The 18,504-nt window shown below is 71.3% G+C and carries 13 protein-coding genes; 1 reads left to right on the forward strand and 12 read right to left on the reverse strand.

Annotated features, from left to right (window positions below; translation table 11 throughout):
* Position 1 precedes the first annotated feature (1 nt).
* The 12 genes from ACTOWY_RS37960 to ACTOWY_RS38015 form a co-directional block, all read right to left on the reverse strand.
* Positions 2-3,124, reverse strand: coding sequence for a right-handed parallel beta-helix repeat-containing protein (locus ACTOWY_RS37960; RefSeq protein WP_441314421.1), 3,123 nt, complete (start codon positions 3,122-3,124; stop codon positions 2-4).
* Between the two features lie 11 nt (positions 3,125-3,135).
* Complete coding sequence (locus ACTOWY_RS37965) at positions 3,136-5,499, reverse strand: hypothetical protein (RefSeq protein ID WP_441314422.1); 2,364 nt, start codon at positions 5,497-5,499, stop codon at positions 3,136-3,138.
* A complete protein-coding gene (locus ACTOWY_RS37970; protein WP_441314423.1) occupies positions 5,487-5,774 on the reverse strand; it encodes a type VII secretion protein EccB in 288 nt (95 codons plus the stop codon). The genes ACTOWY_RS37965 and ACTOWY_RS37970 overlap by 13 nt, the downstream gene beginning before the upstream one ends.
* Before the next feature lie 3 nt (positions 5,775-5,777).
* Entirely contained in the window at positions 5,778-7,178 is a 1,401-nt protein-coding gene (gene eccD, locus ACTOWY_RS37975; protein WP_441314424.1) for a type VII secretion integral membrane protein EccD, read from the reverse strand.
* Positions 7,175-7,642 carry a hypothetical protein gene (locus ACTOWY_RS37980; protein WP_441314425.1) on the reverse strand — a complete coding sequence of 156 codons (468 nt, stop codon included), beginning with the start codon at positions 7,640-7,642 and terminating at the stop codon, positions 7,175-7,177. Before ACTOWY_RS37980 ends, eccD begins: the two co-directional genes overlap by 4 nt.
* Positions 7,643-11,176 (reverse strand): type VII secretion protein EccCa, encoded by a 3,534-nt coding sequence (gene eccCa / locus ACTOWY_RS37985; protein WP_441314426.1) that lies wholly within the window; start codon positions 11,174-11,176, stop codon positions 7,643-7,645.
* Positions 11,173-13,749 (reverse strand): hypothetical protein, encoded by a 2,577-nt coding sequence (locus tag ACTOWY_RS37990; protein WP_441314427.1) that lies wholly within the window; start codon positions 13,747-13,749, stop codon positions 11,173-11,175. Before ACTOWY_RS37990 ends, eccCa begins: the two co-directional genes overlap by 4 nt.
* Positions 13,750-13,812: 63 nt before the next feature.
* Positions 13,813-14,331 carry a hypothetical protein gene (locus ACTOWY_RS37995; RefSeq protein WP_441314428.1) on the reverse strand — a complete coding sequence of 173 codons (519 nt, stop codon included), beginning with the start codon at positions 14,329-14,331 and terminating at the stop codon, positions 13,813-13,815.
* A 33-nt stretch (positions 14,332-14,364) separates the two neighbouring features.
* Positions 14,365-15,054 carry a helix-turn-helix transcriptional regulator gene (locus ACTOWY_RS38000; RefSeq protein WP_441314429.1) on the reverse strand — a complete coding sequence of 230 codons (690 nt, stop codon included), beginning with the start codon at positions 15,052-15,054 and terminating at the stop codon, positions 14,365-14,367.
* Positions 15,055-15,175: 121 nt separating this feature from the next.
* On the reverse strand, positions 15,176-15,466 hold the full coding sequence (locus ACTOWY_RS38005; RefSeq protein ID WP_441314430.1) for a WXG100 family type VII secretion target: 291 nt from the start codon (positions 15,464-15,466) through the stop codon (positions 15,176-15,178).
* Positions 15,467-15,500: 34 nt separating this feature from the next.
* The gene (locus ACTOWY_RS38010) at positions 15,501-15,854 is read right to left on the reverse strand and encodes a WXG100 family type VII secretion target (protein ID WP_441314431.1); all 354 of its coding nucleotides are present in this window, start codon (positions 15,852-15,854) and stop codon (positions 15,501-15,503) included.
* Between the two features lie 198 nt (positions 15,855-16,052).
* Complete coding sequence (locus ACTOWY_RS38015; RefSeq protein WP_441314432.1) at positions 16,053-16,682, reverse strand: TetR/AcrR family transcriptional regulator; 630 nt, start codon at positions 16,680-16,682, stop codon at positions 16,053-16,055.
* 86 nt (positions 16,683-16,768) lie between these two features.
* On the opposite strand from ACTOWY_RS38015, the gene ACTOWY_RS38020 reads away from it, so the two are divergent.
* The gene (locus tag ACTOWY_RS38020; RefSeq protein ID WP_441314433.1) at positions 16,769-18,250 is read left to right on the forward strand and encodes an FAD-dependent monooxygenase; all 1,482 of its coding nucleotides are present in this window, start codon (positions 16,769-16,771) and stop codon (positions 18,248-18,250) included.
* Positions 18,251-18,504: the final 254 nt, after the last annotated feature.

Raw genomic sequence — 18,504 nt, forward strand, 5'->3', positions numbered from 1 at the left:
CTCATCCGACCGCGGCCAGGCCCTGGCCCAGCGGCAGTTCTTCCGCGCCGACCGGCGCGAGGGCGCGCAGGTCGGCTGCGACCAGGGTGCGGGTGGCCGCGGTACGGGCCAGCGCGAGCGCGAGCTGGTGCGCCCCGCGCACACTGTCCACTCCGGACTTGGCCAGTTCAGCCGCCAGCGCTTCCCGCACATCGTCAGGCACCTCGTGTCCGCGCCGGGCCAGTGCGGCCACCGCGACCTGGGCCAATTCGTCCACTGTGTACGGTCCGAGCGGCCAGGCGTGCCCGAAGCGGGCGGGCAGGTTCAGCAGGCCGGACAGCGCGCCGATCCGCTCCGGCTCGCCGAGCAGCACCAGCACCTGCTCGCCGGTGCGGCGCGCGGTCTCGGCCAGCAGGGCTTCCACCGCCTCGAACACCGGGTCGGCGGACTCGGCGCGCCAGTCCCCGTCCAGGTCCAGCACCAGCACCCCGCCGCGGGCCTGGGCCACCGCGTCGCGGGCCAGTGCCTCGGCCTGGCCGGGCCACTGCGGCCACAGCTCGGCCGCCGCGTGCACCCGGTGCAGCACACCGGTGCGGGTCAGGCCCAGTTCGGTCAGGGACTGGGCGTACAGCCTGGCGAACTCGATGCGGCCACTCCCCCGCCGTCCGGTGATCACCAGGTCGGCGGCGTCGTCGCTGCCCGCGCGCCGGGCCTGGGCCAGGCGTTCCAGGGTCAGCCGGGCGGTGGCGCGGGTCTGGTCCTGACCGGCCAGGGCCTCGAACCGGCGCCAGCCCAGGGTGGCGGCCACCGCGGCGGCCGGATCGTCCACAGTGGAGGCGTTGACCGCGCGGGCGGCGGCGGGCAACAGGTCCAGCTCGGCCCGCAGGTCCGCGGCGGTGAGCCGGTTCAGCTCGGTGTCCTTGGTCGGCGGGGCGGTGGCGAACCGGGATGCCTGGTTGTTCACCATGGCCTCGAACAGTTTGCGGGCCACCCGGCCGTTGCCGAAGGTCTCGTTCTTGGGCACCCGCTCGTAATACTCGCGGACCGCGGCCAGGCCGTCCTCGGTCAGCTCGTAGTAGTGCTTGGCGCACAGGCCGGTGGTGATGGTGACCAGCTCGTCCACCGAGTAGTTGGGGAACTCGACGGTACGGGTGAATCGCGAGGCCAGGCCGGGGTTGGAGTCCAGGAAGCGGTCCATGTGCGCGGAGTAGCCCGCGACGATGACGACCAGTTCGTCCCGGTGGTCCTCCATCATCTTCATCAGCGCGTCCACGGCTTCCTGGCCGAAGTCCGGGCCGGAGCCACCGGACTGGGCGGTCAGCGTGTACGCCTCGTCGATGAACAGCACCCCGCCGAGAGCCTTGGTGATCACCTCGGTGGTCTTGATCGCGGTGGAGCCGATGTACTGCCCGACCAGGTCGGCGCGGGCCACCTCGACCATGTGCCCCTTGCTCAGAACACCCAGTTCGGCCAGCACCGTGCCGTACATCCGGGCGACCGTGGTCTTGCCGGTCCCTGGCGGCCCGGCGAAGACCAGGTGGCGGCTCATCGGCGGCATCGGCAGGCCCAGCTTCTTGCGCTGCTGGGACATCCGGATCAGGTTGACCAGTCCGGTGACCTCCTGCTTCACCCCGTCCAGGCCGACAAGGCCCGCCAGTTCGCGCATGGGCTCGGACAGTTCCGCGCTATCGGCCGCAACCGGTTCGGGCGCCTGCTCCGGCAGGGTCTCGCGGACCACCTCGCGGCCCGCATCAGTGCGGCGGACGTTGTCCGGGGAGCCGATCTGGAACGGCTCGGCACCGGATTCGGTGACCTGGCAGCCGGTCAGCTCGCCACGAGCGCCCGCGTCCATGGTCACGCCGTGGCCGCGCGGGGAGTGGATGCGGCAGTGGCTGACGGTCAGGGACGCGCCGGGCCGGGCGGTCAGGGCATCGCCGGGGGCGTTGCGGATCTCGCTGTCCCGCACGGTCAGCGTGACCCCGTCACCGGCCAGCACACCGCCGCCGAGCAACTGCACCGAACGCAGCTCACCGGCCGATGAATCCACAAAGGACAGTGCGGCCGCGTTGGCCGAGTGGATCTCCAGGTCGGACAGCACCGTGCGGGAACTCTCCCGGACCTCCAGGGCGATCGCGTCGCCGGCGTCCACAGTGCCACCGGCCAGCAGCAGCTTGCTGTTGCCGGAGACCACAAAACCCTGGCCGACCTCGGTGATCGTCGGACGCTCGAACTTCGGTGTGCTCTCCCCGTCCACCAGCACCGCCACCGGCACGCCGGTGATCACGCAGCCGGTCAGTCGCGGCCCGGCCTGGTCGGTGAGCTGGATCGCGGCGTTGCCCGCGCCGGTGAAGGTGCAGTCGCGCAGCAGCTGGGCGGTGCCGCCGGAGATGTGCGCGGACTGGCCGCGGGCCCCGGTGAAACGTGAGTCCACAATGGACACCGTGCCGGTGGTGAGCAGGTACAGGTCGATGCTGTCGCTGCCGGTGACGGTCAGGCCGGTGATGGTGGCCGTGGACTGGCCTTCCAACACGACGGCCGGTTTGCCCGCGCCGGTGATCTCGCACTGCTCGGCGGTCAGCTCGGCAGATCCGTTGGCGCACAGGCCGTTGCCGCGCGGGCGGAGCACGGTGCTGCGGCGCAGCACCAGGGAGCCGTGTTCGGCCACCACGATGCCGGAGGAGGCCGGTTCGACCACCTGGGTGTGTTCGATGGTGGAGGTCTGCGGGGAGGCGATGACCACGCCGACGCCGATGCTGTTGCGCACCACGCAGTCCCGCATGGCCAGCGAGCCGGTTTCCCTGGCCAGCAGCGTGGTCCAGGACCCGCCGGTGATCTCGCAGCCGTCGAGTCCGGCCTGGCCGCGGACGATGTCCACAGTGGCCAGTTCGGTCTCGCCGGAGCCGAGGGTGAGTCCGCGCAGTTGCACGGCCTCGGCGTCGACCACCAGCACACTGCCGGTGGCGGCCTGCACCCGGACGGTGCCGGGGCCCTCGGCGGCGAGGATGGTGACCATCTGGCGCACCACCAGGTTCTCCGCGTACTGGCCAGGCTGGACGCTGACGGTGGCCCCGCGCGGGGCCTGGGCCAGTGCGGCCCCGATGCTCGGGTATCCGCCCGCGCCGACGGTCAGGACTTCTCGGCTCATCTCAGTCCCCTTCAGACCAGGCCCGGCAGGATGCCGAAGCGGGCCGCGGCGGCGGCGCCGATCGGGTTCGCGGGCTTGTCGGCGGCCCAGCGGTCCAGTTGCTGCTTGAGTGAGCGCAGCGCCAGTTCATCGAGGGAGGCGCGGCTGGCGTCGATGCGGCCCTCGGCGTCGATCTCGGCCGCGCCCAGTTCGCGTAGCAGGATCCGGCCGCGCTGGCCTTCGGCGGCCCCGGTGACCTCCAGGACCTTGAAGCTGGTGCCCGGCACGAACAGCACCCGGTCGGCGACCTGGCTGTCCTCGGGCTCCAGCAGGCGGGTCCGGCGGGCGGTCATGGACCAGACCACCAGGTCGGTGTCCCCGGCGGAGTCGGCGTGCGGGCCGGTCAGCGCGTTGAGGAAACCCCACTCGGTGACGGCGGCGTGGTCCCGGTAGAACTCCAGGCGCTCGGCGTCCACGGTGGCGGAGAAGACCGCCGCGCCGCGGTGCGAGGGCAGCCGGTTCAGGCCGGAGACCACGCAGCGGGCGAACGGGACGTGCGCGCCGACGGTGGCCGCGCGCAGCCCGGCGTCCACCGCGATGCCGCGCGGGGAGAGGTAGAGCCGCACGGCGACCGCGTCGGTGAGGATCTCGGCGGCGGAGCGGGTGAGCGCGCCCTGGAAGCCGGGGTGTTCGGACAGGACGCGGGCCAGGGCGTTGGACAGGGTGCCGTATTCGGCGCCCAGGTTGGTGCGCAGCCACTCGCGCTCGTCGGTGAGGCCGCGGTCGGGGATGAGCGCGGCGGCGGACGGAGTGGGGGTGGGCAGTGCGCGGGCCGGACCGGCCGGGGCCACCGGGGTGGCGGCGGCGACCGGAGCGGGGAGCGCCGGGGCCTCGGTCGCCGGGGCTGCCACGGTCTCGATCACCGCGCGACTCGGGGCTTTGACCGTCTGGGCCTTCGGAGCGGCAGGCTCGATCGCGGCGACCGGTTCGGCCACCGGGGACAGTGCCGCCAGGATCGACGGTGCCTCGGTGGCGGTCCCACCGGTCAGCCGGTACGGCTCCGGCTGCACCGGCGCCTGCTCGACCGGCGCGGGCGCCACCACCGGATCCCGCAGTGTCACCACGGCGTTCGCCGCGCCGCTGGCCCGGACCCCGTGCTCGGCCAGCAACTCCGCCGCCGCCAGCACCCGGGCGGACCTGCGGCTCACCGCGTCCAGCCGCCCGAACATGTCGTTGGCCAGGAAGCGCATCCGCCCCGGTTCCGACTCACCAGCCGGGTCGAAGATCAGGTTGTTCTGGCGGGCGTCCAGGCGGATGTCGCGCAGGGCGGGCAGATCCGGCGAGGGCACCGGGGAGCGCAGCACCAGTCCGGCGGGCACGACCTCGATCACCGCGTCCGGCGCGGTCCAGTACACCGCGGGCCCGATCTCGGGCAGGTTGCCCACCGGGGAGCGGTGGGCCAGCACGATCGGCGGCAGCGCCACGCCTCGGCTGTCCCTGGCGGTGTGCAGCAGCTGGGTGGCGTAGGGCTGCCAGCCGGAGGAACCGTCCGGCAGCACCGTGTGCAGCTCGCCGGTGCCGGTGGGCAGGCCGGTGTAGGTGACGATGCCGGTGCCGAACAGGTCGGCCAGGGCCTGACCGAGGGTGTCGTTGTTGGCGAAGGAGAGCGGGCCGTAGTGCACGAACCGGGTCTGGCGGCGGACCGGCTCGGCGAGCTGGATCCACAGCCGGGACACATCGTCCAGGGACAGTGGCGCGCCACCGGGGCTGCCGACCACCACGGTCATCAGGTCCGGGCGCACCGGCAGGGTCTCGGCCAGCCGGACCCGCTGTTCGGCCTGGCGCGGATCGTCGCCCGCGGGGCGGATCCAGATGCCGCCGGGGATCGGTTCGGCTACACCGCGCGAGCTGGTCGGCTCGGCGTCGAGTGGGCTGCCGTTCTCCCAGTCCGGCTTGGGGAAACGCTTGGCCTCCCAGACCGGCACCCGGCCCTTGCGGAAGCGCACCCAGCCGGTGCCGGGTCCACTGTGGACGAACAGGTTGCCGCCTGCGCCGCGGGTGAGCACGCCGTCGGGGGCGAGCACGCTGCGCCCCAGTCGTTCCGAGAGCCACTGTCCGGCCAGGGCGGCGGTTTCCCGGTTGCGGCCGCCGATGACCAGGCGGATGCCGCGGCGGCGCGGCAGCACCTTCGCGACCTGGTCCCACAGGCCGATCGGCGAGTCCTCGGGCAGGTCCACCACCACGAGCAGGTTCTCCCGGTCGGCGGCCACGGTCAGCGCGAGCGCGCGGGCCTCGTCGCTGAGTTTGCCGGGCTGGCAGACGATGGTGGCGTTGCCGATGGTGTGCCTGGCCAGTCCGTGATCACCGGCCGGTCCTCGGGAGGTCAGGACAGCCATGACTGGCCCCTTTCGGATGTGTGCTGCTCGACCTGGAGCGAGTACTCCGCGGCCTGTGGCTTGGTGGCGGGCTTGGGTGCGGTGAGGTGCACGATCAGCCCGTAGAGGAAGAACCCGAGCCCGATCAGGAAGGTGATCCCGATGCCTGCCAGGAATCCGGTCCAGGCGCGGCGGGCGGGCACCTCTAGGAGGCTGGGGTCGCCGAGCACCAGGGAGGCGCTCATCCGGCCCATCATGAACTGGTAGGCCTCGACGTGGTCCTTCTGCGTCTGCATGGTTCAGCTCCCCATCAGCGAGGCGGCCCAGGCGTAGAACCCGAACAGCTCGACCAGCACCGGCAGCACCGCGACCGCGGTGAGGATCTCGGCCCAGTTGGCCAGGTGGCCCCAGATCGGCAGCAGCCGCTGGTGCACCGGGCGCAGCATGGCCAGCAGCAGGGCCAGGAACACCCCGGCCAGACCGAGCAGGGTCAGCGTGCGGCCGAGCGGGCCGTAGCCGCCGACCATGCTGGTGGCCACCAGCGCGGAGCCGTAGAAACCGGCCAGCAGCAACGGGATCCGCTGCCAGACTCCGGTGAGCCGGGCCCCGCGGATCAGCGCGATCACCGCGAACAGGGCGGCCAGCGCGAAGGAGAACCCGTCGCCCGCGGTGGCCAGCACCGGCACCGCGGCGGCGTAGGACAGCGCGGCGGCCACTGCGATCGAGGTGAGGAAGTCGTCGGCGTAACCGGTGCGGCGGGCCAGTTCCGCGGCGGGCGCGGGGTCGATCTCGCGGGGTAGTTCGGCGGCGGTGCGCGGGAGTCGCGGGCCGCGGATATGCGCGCTGCGGATGGCCACGTGCGGGGCGAAGACCAGGCTGAGCAACAGGATCGCGCACAGCACCGCGGCCACCTTCGCCGGTGTCCAGGCCAGGAACAGGTAGGCACTCATGCTGCCCACCGCGATCGCGCCGGCCAGGCCGAGTGCGGTGACCGGCCAGACCGGGATGGCGCGGGCGAACAACGCGTGCCCGAGGCCGAGGATGCCCGCGGCCAGCACCAGGGCCAGGCCGCCGAAGAGAACCGGGATCGCTTGCAGGGCAAGGGTTTCCTGCCCGCCGCCGACGCCGATCGCCCCGGCCAGGGCGGCGAACCCGCAGCCGCCGAGGCCGGTGAGCAGGATCAGCGGGGTGTTGTCGGTGCGGTATCCGGCGACCAGCGCACCGCCGATCAGCAGCCCGGCCAGCACACTGCTGAAGAGCACGCTCACCAGCCAGGTCACCGGTTGCAGCACCACGATCGCGAGCAGCAGCAAGGAAATCCCGGACAGTCCGGCGAACAGCCAGCGGTTGAACTCCGGCTGCCAGCGATCGGCGCGGCGGTTGACCACGGTGGCCATGCCGTCGGCCACGTCGTCGAAGTCCAGTTCCGGCAAGGCTTCCGCGGTTCGGCGCAGGTGGAAGATCTCGCCGTCGAGCCAGTCCAGGGTCTCCGGGGTGCCGTCGGGGTCCAGTGGCGGCTCACCGAGTCGCTGCAGGGTCCAGGCGCCCTCGCCCGCACCCGGGCCGCCGGGGCCGGAGGTGTGCTTGAGCAGCACCGGCAGCAGGCTGGACACCGAGGTGGCCGAGGGCACCGCCAGATCGGCGCGCCCACCGGGGCCGTACACGGTGATGTGGCAGAGCTGGGCCGTGGGCGCGCTCATGAGTTCTCCCCGAACGAAGTGGCGGTGCGGGCGGCGCTGGCGCCCACCAGGTCTGCGGTGTTGCTGGCGAATCCGGTCTGCACCAGGCGGACGCCGCGGCGGGTGACCAGCTGGGCGCGGCCGGGCGGCAGGGTGCGCGGGCGGGCCTCGCCGAGGAACTTGCCCTCCTCCTTGGGATAGGAGAACAGCAGGGCGGGGGTGCCCAGTTCCCAGAGGCGGCGCACGGCGGAGTCCATCATGGCCCGCATCGCGCCGGAGGTGCTGCGTGCGATGACCAGGTGCAGTCCGATGTGGACACTCTGGGCGAGCAGTGGCAGCAACGGTTCCAGCGGCCCGCCGGGTCGGCCACCCGCGGTCAGCAGGTCGTAGTCGTCGACGATGAAGAACAGTCGCGGGCCCTCCCACCAGTCCCGGCGGCGCAGTCGTTCGCCGGTGATCTCGGTGCCGGGCAGCCGTTTGGTCACCTAGGCCGCGGCCCGCTGGGCGAGTTCGTGCACGGCGTCGCCGGTGATGGCGTGCCCGGCCCGGTATTCCTCGGGCACCAGGTCGTCGAAGCCGCGGCTGGGGTCGGCGAGCACGAACTTGGCCTCGGCTGGCCCGTACCGCCGCAGTACCGACTGGACCACCAGGCGCAGCGCGTTGCTCTTGCCGGTTTCGTTGTCCCCGAACACCAGCAGGTGCGGGGTGGCGCCGAAGTCGTGCCACACCGGGGAAAGCCGCTGCTCGTCCAGCCCGAGGTCAACGCGCACATCGCCATCGGGGGCATTCAGCGCCTCGGCGGGCAGCAGGTGCGGCAGCAGCCGGACCTCGGGGGCCCGCTGGCCCGGCCAGAAGGTCTGCACCTCCTCGGCGAGGGTGCGGGTGGCGTCGGTGAGGTCCTCGGTGCCGGCGCCGCCGTCCATCCGCGGCAGGCCGGCCAGGAAGTGGAAGCCGTCGGTGGTCAGGCCGCGACCGGGCTGTTCGGGCACGGTGGCTGCCTTGCGGGAACCCAGTTCGGACTCCATCGCATCGCCCAGCCGCAGCTCGAAGCGGGTGCCGATCAGGTCGCGCTGCCGGGGCCGGATCTCCGACCAGCGGGTGGCGGCCACGATCAGGTGCACGCCGAAGGTCAGGCCGCGGGCGGCGAGTTCGCTGATCCGGTCTTCCAGGTCCGGGTAGTCCTGGCGCACGCTGTACCAGCCATCGACGAGCAGGAAGACGTCGCCGTAGAGGTCGTCGATCTCGCCGAGGGCACGCAGTTGCCGGTAGGCGGCCATGGATTCGATGCCGCGTTCGGTGAAGATCGCCTCGCGGCGCTCCATCACGTGCAGCAGTTCGGCCACGGTGCGCACCACCCGGTCGCGTTCCAGACGGGTGGCCACCGAGCCGACGTGCGGCAGGCCACTGATCGACATGATGCCGCCGCCGCCGAAATCCAGTCCGTAGAACTGGATTTCCTCGGGGGTGTGGGTGAGGGAGAGGGCCAGCACCAGGGTGCGCAGCAGGGTGGACTTGCCCGACTGCGGGGCGCCGACCACCGCGACGTGCCCGTTGGCCGCGGACAGGTCGGCGAAGAGCAGTTCGCGCACCTGCTCGTAGGGCCGGTCGACCATGCCGACGGGCACCCGCAGGCGGCCGCGTTCGGCCGGGTCGGCCACGGTCATGCCGCGCACCGGGTCCGGCAGCACGCCGGGCAGCAGCGAGTCCAGGCTGGGCGAGGCACTCAGCGGCGGCAGCCAGACCTGGCGGGCCGCGGGACCCGCGCCGTGCAACCGGTTCAGGAACGCCTCGGCCAGGGTCTGCTCACCGGCGGCCGCGCCGAGCACCCGCTCGGGTTCGTTCTCGGTGACCGCGGTCTCGGCGGCGGGCAGCGCGAAAGTGTTGAAGGGCACCACTTCCTGGCTCAGCACCGCCTCGGTGGCCGCGCCGTTGGCGGCGGCGGGGACCGGGCCGGAGACGTAGGCTGCCTTGAACCGCACCAGGTTGGTCGTGTCGATCTTGAGGTAACCGTTGCCGGGGTCGGCGGGCAGTTCGTAGGCGCTGGCCGCGCCGATCACGCTGCGGGATTCCATGGAGGAGAAGGTGCGCAGCGCGATCCGGTAGGACAGGTGACCCTCGACCCGGTTGATCCGGCCCTCGTCCAGTCGTTGCGAGGCAAGCAGAAGGTGCACACCGAGGCTGCGGCCGAGGCGACCGACGGAGACGAACAGATCCATGAACTCCGGCTTGCTGGCCAGGAGTTCGGAGAACTCGTCGACCACCAAGAACAGCGTGGGCATCGGGGCCAGCTGGGCGCCTGCCGCGCGGGCCTTCTCGTACTCGAACAGCGACGGATAACCGTTTTCCCGCAACTGTTCCTGCCTCCGGGTCAGCTCGCCGTTGAGCGAGTCCTGCATGCGGTCCACCAGGGGCAGTTCGTCGGCCAGGTTGGTGATCACCGCGGAGGTGTGCGGCAGGTGTTCCATGCCGAGGAAGGTCGCGCCGCCCTTGAAGTCGACCAGGACGAAGTTGAGGATCTCCGAGGAGTGCGTGGCGGCCAGGCCGAGCACCAGGGTGCGCAGCAGTTCGCTCTTGCCGGAACCCGTTGCGCCGATGAGCATTCCGTGCGGGCCCATGCCGCCCTGGGCGGATTCCTTGAGGTCGAGTTCGACCACCTCGCCGTCCTCGGTGACGCCGATCGGCACGGACAGCCGGGCGCGCTGCGGCAGCCGGGGCCGCCACTGCGCGGCCACGTCGAAGGTGTGCACATCGCGGATGTTGAGCAGCGTGGTGAGCCCGAAGTCGGAGTCCAGGGGCTGCTCGACCAGGTCGACCGTGCCGGAGGTGCGTTTGGGCGCCAGCAACCGGGCCAGGGTCTCGGCCTGTTCGATGCTGAGCGAGTCGGGTGCGGCCTCGGCGTCGCCGCCCGCGCCCGCCGGATAGCTGATCTTGCCGTCGGCGACGGTCAGTCGCAGCACCTGCGGGCCGCCGGGCAGCATGCCGGTGACATCCAGCAGCACCACGTTGCGCAGGCCCGCGCCGAGCAGCCGGGAGGAGTCGGGCAGTTTCACCAGGTGCGCCACGATGACCACCAGGGGTTCGGTGGCACTGGGCGGCACGGACTTGTCGTGATCGCCCCGGTCGTTGACCTCCGGACCGAGCAGGTCGAACAGCTCGTTGTGCTCGGTGGCCACCAGCCGGGCCGGGCCGGCCGCGGTGCGCACGGTGGGATGTGCGTTGTGCGGCAACCACTTCGCCCAGTCCCAGGCCGGTCGCTGCTCCTCGGTGGTGAGCACCGCGATACGCAGTTCGTCCGGGGAGTGGAAGGTGGCCAGCTGGGCCAGCATGGCGCGGACCAGGCCGGTGGCCGCGGTGCGGTCGCCGTCGAACTCCACGCTGGTGAAGCTGCGCAGGCCGACCGCGATCGGGATGCCGGTGACGGTGCGGTAGGCCTCGCTGAAGCGCCGCAAGGACACCGCGGTCAGCGGCTCCAGGTCCTCGATCGGTTTGGTGGTGGGCGGCACCAGTTCCAGCGCGGCCCGCTGGGCGCCGAGGCCGACCCGCACCCGGCCGAAGTCCTCGTGACTGGCCCGGCGTTCCCACACCCGGTTGCCCACGGCCACCGACCACAGCGCGCCGGGCGCCGGGTTGTCCCACAACACCGCGCGACGCTGTTCTTCCGCGGTGGCACGGGCTTTGGCGCGCAGCTGGGCGATGTAGCGCAGGTAGTCCCGCCGCTCGCCGCGCATCTTGCGCTTGCGGTCCGCGCCGGGACGGCCCAGCTGGGCCAGGCTCATCGCCATCATCGACACGCCCATGCCGCCGCCGATGAGGTAGGTCATCGGCGAGGTGCCGCCGATGCCGGAGAAGCTGAGCACCATGATGATCGAGCCGATGCCCATCGGCAGCATGCTCACCGCCGAGGTGAAGTCCCGGCTCGCGGGCTCGCCGAGCACCGGCGGTTCCTGGAGTTCGATCTGCCCGGCGGGTTGCGCCGGTCCGGCCTGGCGCGGCCCGCGCTTCGCGGTGACCGTGCTCATCCCAGCACCCCGTTCCCGTGGTCGTGGCGGCCGCCCCAGGCGGATTCGTCCAGGTTGAGCAGGTCGGCGGCGGTCCGCTCCGGCTCGTCTTCGTCCTCTTCCGGTTCGGGCTCGGGTTCGGGCTCCGGCTCGGGGAGGTCGCTGCTGCACAGCAGTGGTTTCTCGTCCACCAGGTCGCCGTCGCGGCGGCGCTGGTAGGCGGCTAGTTCAACCTCGCCGTCGGCGTTCTCGTCGAGGACGTACTGGAGTTCGGTTTCCGGTTCGGTTTCCGGCTCGACGAGGGCGGGCAGGAAGGCGGGGAGCAGGGCGGCGACGCCGGTGTTCCAGGCGTTGACGTCCTCGCGGTCGGTGACCGGTCGCACCACGGCGACCCGGGGGATGTCGGGTGCGGGGGCGACCACCGGGATGGCGGCCGGGGTGGCTACCGGGAAGTGCAGGACCGGGGTTTCCGCGGGTTGCGCGGTCGGGACCGGGATCTGCTCGGCGGGTTCGGCCGGGCCGGGGCCCCACTGCTCGCCGGCCTGGGCGAGCAGGTTGGCTGACTCGGGGCGTTCCGGCTTGGACTCCGCCGTCACCGGTGGCAGTACCGGGCCGAGCACGACCGGCGTGCTCGGGGCTGCCACGGATTCGTCCACAGTGGACTCTTCGGCCGCCCAGTCCCTCGGCTTGTCGGCCAGGGTCTCGCCGGTGATACCGGGATCGCCGAAGCCGGCGGGCAGTTCCTCGCCCTCCCACAGGTGCGCGTTCTGCTCGCCTTCCAGCAGACCGGCCGCGTCCGGGCGCTCGCCAGGGTTGGCCTGGCCACCACCGCCGCCACCGGCGGGCGGGGGCATGACCGGTGCGCCGCCCTGGTTGCCGTTGCCGCCAGTGGATCCGTTGGCTCCGCCGCCAGTGCCACCACCGGTGCCACCGCCCGCTCCGCCACCGCCGCCGGTCAGACCGCCGAGGCCGCCACCAAGGCCACCGCCGCCGGAACCGCCGGCGCCACCGCCGAGGCCGCCGATCGCCGGGCCGTGCGCGCCGCCGCCCAGGCCACCGCCGCCACCGCGGGTGTCGCCAAGACCGCCGCCACCGGCGCCACCGTGCGCGCCGCCGCCGTGGTTACCGCCGAGCAGGTCGCTCGCCCCTGGGGGCGGCGGGATCTGCAGGTGGTTGTTGCCCAAGCCGTTGTTGCCGCCGGAGCCGTTGCCGGTGCCGCCGTGGTTGCCACCGAGCAGATCGCTGGTGCTGGGCGGCGGGGGCACGTTGATGTTCGGGTTGCCGGTGCCGCCACCGTGGGTGCCGTTGTTGCCGAGGCCGCCTTCGGTTCCGGGCGGCGGCGGGATCTGCGGCTTGGGCAGGTTGCCCAGACCGTTGTTCCCACTGGTGCCGGGCTTTCCGGGACCGTTGCCGCCACTGCCACCACCGGTCGAGCCGGGAGGCGGGGGCACGTTGATGTTCTGGTTGCCCAGACCGCCGATGCCGCTGCCACCACCGTTCCCGCCCGAGCCGGGGGGCGGCGGGATCTGCAGGTTCGGGATGTTGCCCAGACCGCCGCCACCGCCACTGCCACCGCCGGTCGAACCGGGGGGCGGGGGGATGTTGGGCGGCGGGATCTGCAAGTTCGTGTTGCCCAGGCCGCCACCGCCGCCGGAGCCGCTGCCACCGCCGGAACCACCCGAGCCGGAGCCGCCGGTGCCGGGCGGCGGGGGGATGTTCGGCGGCGGGATGTTCAGGCCGCCGTTGCCACCGCCGCCAGTGCCGCCACCCCCGGCGCCACCACTGCCACCGCCTCCGCCGGGCGGCGGCGGGATGTGGATGTTGTTGCCGGTGCCGCCGTCTCCGTTGCCACCACCGCCACCGCCGGAGCCACCACCGGTGGGCGGCGGGACGTTGCCGAGTCCGGGCGGGGTGTTCTGGTTGATCAGCGAGGTGTCCGGCTTGGTCACCTGGGCGATCGGCAGCTTGTAGATGCCGTTGAGGGTCTGCGCGACCTGGCGCATCTGCTCGGTCATCGCGGTCACCAGCTCCGGCTTGGTGCTGATGTAGACCAGCCCGCCGGTGCCGATCGGCGCGCCCAGTTTCTTGGCCAGTTCGGCGTACCAGCTGTCGATGTAGCGGATCGCGCCCTGCGCCCAGTCCAGGTACTTGCCGTCGTTGTAGAGCTGGACCGGCACGTTGTAGCCGCTGCTCCCGCTGCCGGAGAGCTGGTCGGCCCTGGACTGGAAGGTCTGCGCCAGGGTGAACATCAGGATGCTGAACTTCTTGGCCGCGTCGCCCTGCCACGGGCCGTCCTTGCCCGCGACCGCGTCGGCCTGCTCCTGGATGCTCTTGGCGATGACCTCCAGGCGCTTCTGCGCGCCGTAGAAGGCGTTGGCGGCGTAGAAGAAGGACTCCGGGTCGGCGATGCCCTTGGACCGGCTGGCACCGTCGGCGGCGCTGACCTCGCTGCCGCCGACGATGGAAGCCTCGATCTCCTTCCAGCCCCAGCCGGCGAAGTTGTCGTCGTGCTGACCGGCGGTGGAGGGGTCACCGAAGGTGCCGCCGGTGTCGTGCACGACGCCGGGGGTGGCGTTGTTGTTTGGCTGAGTCATCTTCGCTGCCCGTTCCTCGCCGCTGCCGGAGTGAAGGGGCCGCCTCGCAGCGGCCCCGACCAACTAGTCGGTAGACCCGCCGCCCTTGGCGGCTGGGTTGCTGGCATCGCCGATGCCGATCAGGGTGTTGACATCACCCATCGCACCGGCCACATACCGGCCGTAATCACTGACCGTGATGGTGTTCAGGTCCTCGGCCTTGTCGTAATCGGCCGCGATCTTGCGCATCGCCGCCGCGGTGTCGGTGATGGTTTTCTTGCCGGTGGTGAACACCTGGGTCAGGGTGTCGGTGAGGCGGCCCGGCGCGTTCACGCTGTTGGCCAGGTTCACCGCGTTCGGAAAAGACCCGGCCCGGACGTTCACGCCGTTGAGCTGAGCCACCGAGACATCGATGAGCGGGATCAGCTGCTCGATGTTCTCCGCGAACTTCCGCAACGCGTCCGGGCTCACCTTGATCTGCGGCCCGCCCCCGTTTCCGGTGTCCCCGGGAACCGGTGGGCCTTTCGGACCGAGGTCGAACAGCGGCGGATGGCCGTCCGCACCTGGCGGCGGCGGAGTGGAGGCTGCTGGGATACCCGGCATGGCGACGAGTTCCTTTCCGGATTGCGCGGAACCTCAGATCGCGCCCACGCGCAGCGCATACGAGACGGCATGCGCCCGGTTGCGCAGTTCCAGGCGGGACATGAGGTCCTTGACGATTTTTTTGATGGTTCGTTCCGAATAGCTGAGGCTGCTGGCGATCCCGGCGGTTTCCTCGCCCTGGGCGATCAGCCGGATCACCTCGACCTCGCGGACGGTCAGTCCGCCCGCCGCCAGCCCCTGGGTGGCCAGCAGGTTGGTGCGCATGAACCGGGTCTCCTCGACCAGCCAGCGGGTCAGGCTGGCCGGCAGGACCGCCTGACCGCTGTGGCTGGCGATCACGGTCCGGATGACCTGGTGCGCGGTGACATCCCGGTACGGCAGGATGCTGACCACCCCGGCGCCGAAGAGCTGCGCCAGGTGGCGTTCCCGCAGCGGGCCCGCGACCAGCACGATGCACTGGCCGGGGCGCCGCGCGGCCGCCGACATCGCGGTCAGTTCGTCGACCAGGCTGTCGGTGACCATTTCACTGAAGACCAGCAGCACATCCGCGAGAGCGCTCTCACCAGCAGCGAGAAGACGCAGTTCGCGCGGCAGCGCGAGCGCTGGTTCGAGCTGGTCGGCCAGTCGCCGGTCGGCCGCGTGCACGGCCACCGCGATCCGGTCCGACCCGGGGTGCTGCCCTGTCCTGATCTCATCCGTCCTGCTGACCGTGACCACGCTCATCGGTGGCGCCCTTCTCCCTCGTCGGCGCTTCCCGCTGGCGCCGTGACACCAGGAAACCGGGTGCCTGTCAACAGCTCATCAACAAGTCGTAGACAGCCGCTGCGACGGATGAAACAGCAGGTCAGCCGCCTAGCGCGTTGACGTTGGACTGCTCGGTCTTCACGTAGACGTCGTGAATGCGCTGCGCGGCGTCGCTGGCCACGTCCAGCGTCGTGGGCATGGCCCGGGCCGCGGTGTTCCACTTCTTCTGCTGGATGTCGTACTGCGCCTGGGCGTGGCCGGTCCAGGTCTTGAGGGTGGCCTGCAGGTCGGCTTCCAGGGTGTGCAGTTCCCTGGTCACGTTGTTGGCGGCCTCTTTGGCGATGTCGACCAGCTGCTGGAGGTTGGCCGGGGTGACTCCGTATCCGGACATGGTGTTTCCTTCCTGATTTCTCGGGCGCGCTGACTCAGAATCCGGGCAGTTCGATGGAGGCGAGGTTGTCGCTGAGCGCGCGATTCGCCTGCTCGGCCTCATCGGTGGACAGGTTGTGTGCCCGCGCGTATTCGACGGCGGCGGTGTCCACCGCGTGCGCCAGGTCCAGCAGCGACTTGAGAATGACGTCCACCTCATCGTCGAACTTCTGCATCGCGGCGATGTAGGTGGTGGAGGCGTCACCGGTCCATTGACCACGCAGGGAGTTGACCCCGGTGTGCACCGGTTCGAGCAGTTTGTGCACGTTCGAGTTCGCCTGATCCAGGCGGGTGACCGCGTTGGTCATGTTCTCGAGAACGACATTGATTTCGGACGTGGGTGCTGACATGGCACCGACCTCTTTCACTCGGCGAATGGGCTTGCCACGAGCACAAGGACACAAGGCCGGAAATCAACGGGCAAGCCGGAACGCCCTCTGGTGCACCCGGGGCACCGGTTCCGTTCACCTGGAGCACCACGGAGAGTGACCGCGCTAACAGTGGCGGCCAGGCACGCAACCTCGGCGCCCGCCAGCACTCAGAACCGACTACTTGGTCGGCTCAGCCCCGTCCCGCAGCAACTTGAACGCCTCGGTGAGCGCCGCCACCGCCTCCGGATACACCTCCGCAGCCGACCGGCCAGCCGCGATCTGGATCGCGTTCTCCTGCATCAGCAACGTCTCCAGGGCCCCGGCCTGCGCCGCGACCAGTCGTGCCCGCCGGGGCGGGTACCCGGCCGCCACCAGCGCGTCGGCCAGCAGCGCCCGGGCGTCCTCGATGTAGCGGCGCAACCGTGCGGTCAGGCTCTCGGTGCCGGTGATCAGCCGGTAGAACCGGACCACCTCGGGCAGGTCGCACAGCCCGGTGTTCGGGTCCTGGCGGCGCAGCGCGTCCAGCCAGCCCCGCTCCAGCGCGGCCAGCGGCGACTCCCCCGCCACCCGGGCCCGCACGTACCGCGCCGACTCGTCCTGGTGGTCGGCGAAACGCTGTACGACCAGGTCTTCCTTGCTCGGGAAGTACTTGAACAGGGTGCGTTTGGAGACCTCGGCCGCCGCGGCCACCTCGGCCACGGAGACCTGGTCGAAGCCGCGGTCCAGGAACAGCGCGATGGCCGCCTCCGCGATGGCCTCACGGGTCCGCTGCTTCTTGCGCTCGCGCAGCCCTGCTGGTTCGCCCATCGGCACATCCTAGCCAACTCGTGCACCCAGGGCATAAGTACACCTGGTATACCTTGATACCGAGTGGACCTTTTGAAGGGAGTGTCATGCGGACTCAGGTGATCGTCGTGGGCGCCGGCCCGACCGGTCTGATGCTGGCGCACGAACTGGTGCTGGCCGGGGTGTCCACACTGGTGCTGGAGCGGCTGACCGAGCCGAACCCCCAGTCCAGGGCAGGCAGCCTCCAGCCACGCACCGCCGAGGTGCTGGACCTGCGCGGACTGCTCGCGCCGCTGGTAGACGGGGTGCCGCTGACCGGGTTGATCGGCGGCCACTTCGCCGCACTGCCGGTGCCCCTGGACTGCACGCCGTGGCAGACCCGCTACCCCGCACCGGTGCCGGTCTCCCAGGGACGGCTGGAGCAGTTCCTGGAACAGCGGGTGATCGCGGGCGGTGGCGAGGTACGCCGCGGCACGGAGGTGGTCGCGGTCAGCCAGACCGAGCACGGCGTCCAGGTGGACACCGCCGCCGGGGACACCCTGCACGCGGACTACCTGGTGGCCTGCGACGGCGCGCACAGCACGGTGCGCAAACACCTCGGCATGGCCTTCCCCGGCCAAGCGGCCACGGTCCGCTCGGTGGTCGCCGACATCGTCCTTACCGACCGTCCGGTAGGGACGTCCGAGGGCGGTCGGCATTTCAGTGAAATGGTCCGAGGTGCCAACGGGTACTGGACCGTGCTGCATCCGCTGGGCGAGGGCGTCTACCGGTTCATCTTCGGCAGCCTCACCGAACCGAACCCGCCCAGGGACCAGCCGGTCACCGAGGCGGAGACCCGGGCCGCACTGCACGCGGTGTACGGCCCGGAAATCGACCTGACCGAGATCCGCGCCGCTTCCCGCTTCTCCGACGCCTCCCGCCAACTGACGGACTACCGCACCGGCCGGGTCTTCTTCGCCGGGGACGCCGCCCACATCCACCTCCCCGTCGGCGGCCAGGGCGTCAACCTGGGGGTGCAGGACGCGATGAACCTGGGCTGGAAACTCGCCGCCCAGCTGACCGGCCGGGCGCCGGCGGGGCTGCTGGACACCTACCAGTCCGAACGCCACCCGGTCGCGGCTGGCGTGTTGGCCAATACGCGGGCCCAGGGCGTGCTGCTCAACCCGGGCGGCGCCGCGGACGTGGCCGCGCTGCGCGAGCTGATGACCGGCCTGTTGCGCCTGCCCGAGGTCAACCGGCACCTGTCCGGCATGGTCTCGGGGCTGGACATCCGCTACGACCTGGGCGGCGTCGAGGACGAGCTGGTTGGTCGACGGATGCCGGATCTGGATCTGGTGGCCGCTGGTGGGGCGGACCGGGTTGCGGCGCTGAGCCATGCGGGTCGTGGGCTGTTGCTGCGGTTTGACGAAGGCAGCCCGGCCACGGTTGAGGGCTGGGCGGATCGGGTGGATCAGGTGGAGGTGAAGGCCGTTGAGCAGCGGGGTGCGGTGCTGGTCCGGCCGGATGGGCACGTGTGCTGGGCGGGCGCCGGGGAGAGTGGGCTGCGGGCCGCGCTCAGCCGCTGGTTCGGCGCGCCGACCGAACGGTAGGTAGGGAGATGTGGGTTGAAATGGCGCCCGACCGGACGGCTGGCCCGCCCGGCGGGGCCAGCTTGACGTCTCAACCGAACGGTCGGCAGGAGAACGCGGGCTGACTCGACCGTCCCGACCGAACGGTTAGCCCCAATGCCGCGTAGTTAGGGTTTGGGGTCTGTTGTCAAGCCTGCTGCTGTCAGCACGATCACGGTGATCTCTGCTCGATGGTTGGTGCGGTCGATGTCGCCTTTCGCGCGGTGTTTGGAGAT

The organism is Crossiella sp. CA198, from assembly GCF_052078295.1.
Classification (GTDB): domain Bacteria; phylum Actinomycetota; class Actinomycetes; order Mycobacteriales; family Pseudonocardiaceae; genus Crossiella.